4 protein-coding genes are annotated in these 6307 nt (G+C 43.1%); all 4 read left to right on the top strand.

Going from position 1 to position 6307, the window contains the following annotated elements; translation table 11 throughout:
* Window positions 1–1185 (top strand): restriction endonuclease subunit S (locus IT393_01790; GenBank protein MCC7201382.1); only part of this gene is annotated, 1185 nt, incomplete at its 5' end.
* A gap of 92 nt (window positions 1186–1277) precedes the next feature.
* The gene (locus IT393_01785) at window positions 1278–2411 is read left to right on the top strand and encodes a Fic family protein (GenBank protein ID MCC7201381.1); all 1134 of its coding nucleotides are present in this window, start codon (window positions 1278–1280) and stop codon (window positions 2409–2411) included.
* A 100-nt stretch (window positions 2412–2511) separates the two neighbouring features.
* Window positions 2512–5541 carry an HsdR family type I site-specific deoxyribonuclease gene (locus IT393_01780; protein ID MCC7201380.1) on the top strand — a complete coding sequence of 1010 codons (3030 nt, stop codon included), beginning with the start codon at window positions 2512–2514 and terminating at the stop codon, window positions 5539–5541.
* A 1-nt stretch (window position 5542) separates the two neighbouring features.
* Entirely contained in the window at window positions 5543–6256 is a 714-nt protein-coding gene (locus tag IT393_01775; protein MCC7201379.1) for a M48 family metallopeptidase, read from the top strand.
* The last annotated feature ends 51 nt before the right edge of the window (window positions 6257–6307 follow it).

Genomic DNA, 6307 nt, shown 5'->3' with positions numbered 1-6307 from the left:
GTTCCACAAACCACGGCTCCTGCAACCCGAGAACTTGTCTGTACAGGTCGGTATCTCGCATCGGTATCCCCTCCTTGGGGACCTATCATACAAGACTTACCGACCCACGACAATTCCGGAAGGACCAAAACATTTATAGATGTTAAGAAGGAATACTCTGAAATACCTAAACTTAAAGTATCCATTAGAAAGGTTACTTCAAAATCCTTATTAAATACAGGAGATGTCGTTTTTGTTGATGCATCGGAAGATGATGAAGGTGCAAGCAAGCATATTGTTGTATTTAATTCAGAGGGTATACCATTCATTTCAGGATTACATACTATTGTTTCGAAAAGCAGCAATGACATTATTGATAACGATTACAAGCGATATTGTTTTCAGCCGTATTATGTAAAAAGCCAATTTAAGTTCTTTGCTGTGGGAACAAAAGTAACAGGAATCAGCAAGACTAATATTGCTAAAATCCTTATTCCCCTTCCTTCCACCAAAGCCGAACAAACCGCCATTGCCACGGCATTAAGCGATGCGGATGCGCTTATCAGCAGGTTGGAAGAGCTCATTGCCAAAAAGCGGAAGATTAAACAAGTGGCTATGCAGGAGCTCCTCACCGGCAAAAAACGCCTGCCTGGGTTTAGCGGGGAGTGGAAAACGAAGAGACTCGGGGACATTTTTAGGGTTACAAGAGGACAGGTTTTAGCAATGACAGACATTTCCAAAGAGAAAATTGGTGAATATCGTTACCCCGTTTATTCATCACAGACACTTAATAATGGATTGGCAGGATATTTTAGTAATTATTTATTCGAGGACTGTATTACTTGGACAACAGACGGAGCTAATGCTGGTGATGTTAAATTTAGGGCTGGTAAATTTTATTGCACAAATGTATGTGGGGTTCTGGAGAGTAAAGAAGGCTATTCAAATCAGTGCATTGCGGGGATATTCAATTGTGTTTCCAAGAAATATGTTTCTTATGTGGGGAACCCTAAATTAATGAATAATGTTGTTCAAGATATTAGAGTAAGAATTCCGGACTCGTTTGAAGAACAAACCGCCATTGCCCAAATTCTCAGCGGTATGGATGCGGAGATTGAGCAGTTGGAGCAGAAGGCGGGTAAATACAGGATGATCAAACAGGGCATGATGCAGGAACTGCTGACAGGGAAGACGCGGTTGATTTAGCTTGAAACTGCAAATAATAAATGCTATATTTGCACAAAATCAATTAAGTACAAATAAGATGAAATATGTTTGCAGAAAACAGGTATGAATGAATGGATATAAAAAAATTTGAAGCAGGCAGCTACAGACAACAGTACCGGTACAAGAGCTTTCTGCCGAACCGCATAAGTATAGGCTGGCAGATAAGTGACAGTAGTCTGGTCAATCTCTTAAGCGAAGCAGATATAAAGCTTGGTGAATTGAATGCATATTCACAGTTGGTCCCTGATATTGATTTTTTCATTATGATGCATGTCAGCAAAGAGGCTACGACATCCAGCCGTATAGAAGGGACTCAGACAAACATAGCTGAGGTATTGCAGAAAGCTGAAAATATTGATCCGGAAAAAAGGGACGACTGGGAAGAGGTACAGAACTATATCAAGGCGATGAATGAAGCGGTAGATGCTCTAAGCAACTTGCCGCTTTCAAGACGTCTGCTGAAAAATGCGCACGCAACACTGCTTCAGGGTGTACGTGGAAAACATAAGTTGCCGGGGGAATTCCGTACCAGTCAGAACTGGATAGGAGGTGCATCCATAAAAGATGCTGTGTTTATTCCGCCACACCACAGCGATTTGCCGGATCTTATGAAAGATCTTGATAATTTTCTGAATGACGAGATCCATCTGATTCCCCACTTAATCAGGATCGGGATTGCCCATTATCAGTTTGAGACCATACATCCGTTTTTAGACGGCAACGGCAGGATCGGACGACTGCTTATAACCCTTTATCTTGTCAGCAAGGGGCTTCTGACAAAACCGACATTGTATCTGTCTGCTTTTTTTGAAAAGAATAAGACCCTTTATATTGATAACCTGAACAGGGTGCGGACACATAATGACCTGACGCAGTGGCTCAAATTTTTTCTGGAAGGAACCAGGCAGACTGCTCAGAACTCAATAGAGACATTCAAGGCAATCATTGCACTGCGGCAGAAAACTGAGTATCAGGATATACTGACACTCGGCAAAAAGACGAAACTGGCTCAGCGTTTATTGCATTATTTATACAGCCGTCCGACAACAGACAGCCAGGAAGTTTCCAGACATTTAACAATAAATACCTCTACTGCCCTGCGCCTGATAGAGGACTTTATCAGGCTTGGCATCCTGAAAGAGATAACCGGATACAGGCGAAACAGGATTTTTGTCTTTGACAAGTACTTGCAGCTTTTTGAATAAAGGGCAATGTAAATCCCCCTTAGTCCCCCTTTTTCAAAGGGGGATATCAGTTCCCCCCTTTAGTAAAGGGGGGATGGGGGGATTTGAACGGAGATTCTGATTGAACAAAGTTGGGCAAATAGAACGAGCCACCCAGGACCGTGTAGTGCATTTGTTTCAAAATAAACTGGGCTACACCTGGCTCGGAGACTGGGAAGAGCTGCCTGGCAACAGCAATATAGAAGAAGGCCTTGTCAGGGCATACCTGAGAGAAAAGAGATACAGTGAAATATTGATCAATAAGGCGCTGGATAAGCTGCGCATTACTGCAAACAACTATCAAGAAAGTTTATACACCAACAATAAAAATGTGTATGGGTTGCTGCGGTATGGCGTAAAGGTTAAAGCAGATGTTGGTGAGAACTATGAAACAGTGGCGCTGATTGACTGGAAACATCCGCTTAAAAATCATTTTGCTGTTGCAGAAGAGGTGACGATCCAGGGCAACCATGACAAGCGTCCCGACGTTGTGCTTTATGTAAACGGCATTGCATTGGCTGTGCTGGAACTGAAACGGAGCACGGTTTCCATTGGCGACGGCATCAGGCAGAGCATCGTAAATCAGCAAAAAGAATTTATTCAATCCTTCTTCTCAACCATTCAATTTGTCTTTGCAGGAAATGATACTGAAGGCCTGCGTTACGGCGCCATCGGCACGCCTGAAAAATATTTCCTGAAATGGAAGGAGGAAGTCAGCGAAGAAAATCTGCTGGATAAGTATCTGCTGAAGCTTTGTGACAAGAATCGGTTATTAGAGATCATTTACAACTTTGCCCTGTTTGACGGCGGTATTAAGAAGCTCTGTCGTCCGCATCAGTATTTCGGGGTCAAGGCTGCGCAGGAGCATGTGAGGAGACGGGAGGGCGGCATCATATGGCACACGCAGGGGAGCGGTAAAAGCCTCGTCATGGTATGGCTGGCGAAATGGATTCTGGAAAACAACCCGAATGCCCGTGTTGTGATTATTACTGACCGTGATGAATTGGACAAACAGATTGAGCGTGTATTCAAAGATGCGGGCGAAGGCATGGTGCGGACTACAAGCGGCAGGGACTTAATGAAACAGTTGGGAAACTCGCTCCCGCGCCTGTTGTGCTCTCTGGTGCATAAGTTCGGCAGGAGGGATGTTGATAATTTTGATGAATTTATTGAAGAGTTAAAGAGCGGACCGGCAAATACAGTGGGTGAGCTATTTGTTTTTGTGGATGAATGTCACCGCACCCAATCTGGCAAGTTGCATAAAGTAACGAAGGCCATACTGAAGAACGCTGTTTTTATTGGTTTTACCGGCACTCCGCTCTTAAAGCAGGACAGAGAGACAAGCCTCGAGGTATTCGGCAAATATATCCATACCTATAAATTCAACGAGGCAGTAGAGGATGAAGTGGTGCGGGACCTGGTTTATGAGGCCCGTGATATTGATCAGAAGATTACTTCACAGCATAGGATAGATGAGTGGTTTGACGCCAAAACAAAAGGGCTGAATGACTTTCAGAAAGCCGAGCTGAAGAAGAAATGGGGCACAATGCAGAGGGTGCTAAGCTCCCGTTCCAGACTGGAGAAGATTGTCAGTGACATTGTCTTTGATTTTAACGTAAAACCCAGGCTAAGTTCGGGTATGGGAAATGCCATCCTCGTAGCCGGAAGTATTTACGAGGCCTGCCGCTATTTTGACCTCTTTCAACATACTGAGTTACAGGGAAAAAGCGCCCTCATTACCTCCTACAATCCATCCACCAGAGATATAACAACAGAAGATACCGGCGCCAATACTGAGACTGAAAAGGAATACATATACAAAACCTACGTTGCCCTGCTTAACGGAAAACCCACTGAAAAATATGAAGATGAGGCCAAGGCCAAATTCATAAAAGAACCGGCTAACATGAAACTGCTTGTTGTGGTAGATAAACTGCTCACCGGTTTTGATGCGCCTCCATGCACCTATCTTTATATAGACAAAAACATGCAGGACCATGGGCTGTTTCAGGCCATCTGCCGTGTAAACCGGCTTGATAGTGATGACAAGGAATTTGGATACATCGTTGATTACAAAGACCTGTTCAGGAAAGTGGAGGATGCTGTAGCCGTTTACACGTCAGAACTGGATTATGATACCTTCCGGAAAGAGGATGTGGATGTGCTTTTGAAAGACCGGTTGAAAACAGGCAGGGAACGATTAGACAATGCACTGGAAGAGATAGCATTATTATGTGAACCGGTTGCCCCTCCGAAGGATTCTCTGTCATATATCCGCTGGTTCTGTGGTAATCCTGAAAATGAAGATGATCTTAAAATCAATGAATCCAAAAGGACTGCATTGTATAAGCATACAGTAGCCTTGATAAGGGCTTATGCCGCCATTGCCGGGGAGATGGAAGAGGCAGGATATGTGGCACAGGAAATAGAGGGCATAAAAAAGAAGATTGATTTTTATTTAGAACTGAGGGAAGAGATCAGGAGGGCGAGCGGAGAAACGCTTGATTTAAAAACCTATGAAGCGGATATGCGGCACCTGATAGATAACTTTATTCAGGCAGATGAACCCCGGAAGATTTCTGATTTTGAAAATCAGACCCTGCTTGATTTGATTGTAAAAACAGGAATAGCCAATGCAATAAACAGTTTGCCTCAGGGCATAAGGAGCAGTAAAGAAGCGCTTGCCGAGACCATTGAAAACAATGTACGCGTGAAGATTATTAAAGAATATTTGACAGACCCTGCGTATTTCGATGTGATGTCGAAACTCTTAGACGAGATAATCAAGGCAAGAAAGGCCAATGCAATCAGTTATGAGGAACATTTAAAGAGGATTGCCGCACTGGCACAGGAGGTCACAAATCCTGTAAAAGATGATTTACCGGAAGATATTAAAGATAGTGATGCCGCACGGGTATTATATAATAACCTCGGTCATAATGAAAAGCTGGCAGTTAAGGTACACGAGACTGTTAAAGATATTAAGAAGGCTGACTGGCGTGGTAATGATGCCAAGGAGAAGGAAATAAAAAAGGCGCTTTATGATATTCTGAAGGATATTGATGAAGTAGAGCGTATTTTCCCAATCATAAAACAACAGAAAGAGTATTGAGATGAGGCAGATCATGGTAGGAGATATTTGTATTGATGTGGTGCATAAAGTTATCAAAAATGTGCACCTGAGTGTTTATCCGCCATTGGGCAGGGTAAGAATATCTGCGCCTGTGCGCATGGATTTGGACACTATAAGGGTATTTGCCATTTCAAAACTAAGCTGGATTAAGAAACACCAGCAGAGGATCCGTAGTCAGGTGAGGGAAACTCCAAGGGAATATATTACAAGAGAAAGTCATTACTACCTGGGCAGGCGTTACCTGTTAAAAGTAATAGAAGGCAATGTTTCGTCAGGCGTGGCAATAAGGCATGAAACAATGGAAATGTATATTCGTCCGAATACTGGCATGGGAAAAAGGCAGATAATATTATATAAATGGTACCGCCAGAGGTTGAAAGAAATTGTTCCCGGATTCATTGCACAATATGAAAAGGCGATGCAGGTTCATGTGCATGAGTTTGGCATCAAAAAAATGAAGACAAGGTGGGGCACTTGCAGTATAAAGGCAAAAAGGATCTGGCTGAATCTTGAACTGGCTAAAAAGCCGGTAGATTGTATCGAATATGTAGTTGTACATGAAATGGTGCACCTGTTAGAACGAAACCATAATGATAGGTTTGTTGCTCACATGGATAGGTATTTACCAAAGTGGAGATTTTACAAAGAGGAGTTGAACAGAAGCCCCTTATGCCATGAAGATTGGGGTTACTGACCGTAACAACCATGCTGTTGACTTCTCATTTTCCCATGAGAAAAAGTGACA

Source organism: Nitrospirota bacterium (assembly GCA_020851375.1).
Taxonomy (GTDB): Bacteria; Nitrospirota; 9FT-COMBO-42-15; order HDB-SIOI813; family HDB-SIOI813; genus RBG-16-43-11.
This window is presented reverse-complemented; position numbering and strand designations above follow the sequence as displayed.